We start from the raw sequence: 255 nt of genomic DNA, 5'->3' as shown, positions 1-255 counted from the left end.
CGCACGGTGGATGCCTTGGCACTAGGAGCCGATGAAGGACGGGACTAACTCCGATATGCCTCGGGTAGTTGTAAGTAAACGTTGATCCGAGGATTTCCGAATGGGGAAACCCACTGTCCGTAATGGGACAGTACGTATATCTGAATACATAGGATATACGAGGCAGACCTGGGGAACTGAAACATCTCAGTACCCAGAGGAACAGAAAGCAAATGCGATTTCCCAAGTAGCGGCGAGCGAAACGGAAACAGCCCA

Annotated in this window: 1 rRNA gene; it reads left to right on the top strand. The window is 51.0% G+C overall.

Features of this window, described 5'->3' with window-relative positions:
* Positions 1-255: ribosomal RNA gene (locus M3210_RS20275) — 23S ribosomal RNA — on the top strand; the annotation flags it as partial.

Origin of the sequence: Oceanobacillus luteolus (assembly GCF_023715655.1) — a bacterium.
In the GTDB taxonomy this organism is placed as follows: domain Bacteria; phylum Bacillota; class Bacilli; order Bacillales; family Amphibacillaceae; genus Oceanobacillus; species Oceanobacillus luteolus.
The sequence above is the reverse complement of the archived record's forward strand: the minus strand, read 5'-3'. Positions and strand labels throughout refer to the sequence as shown.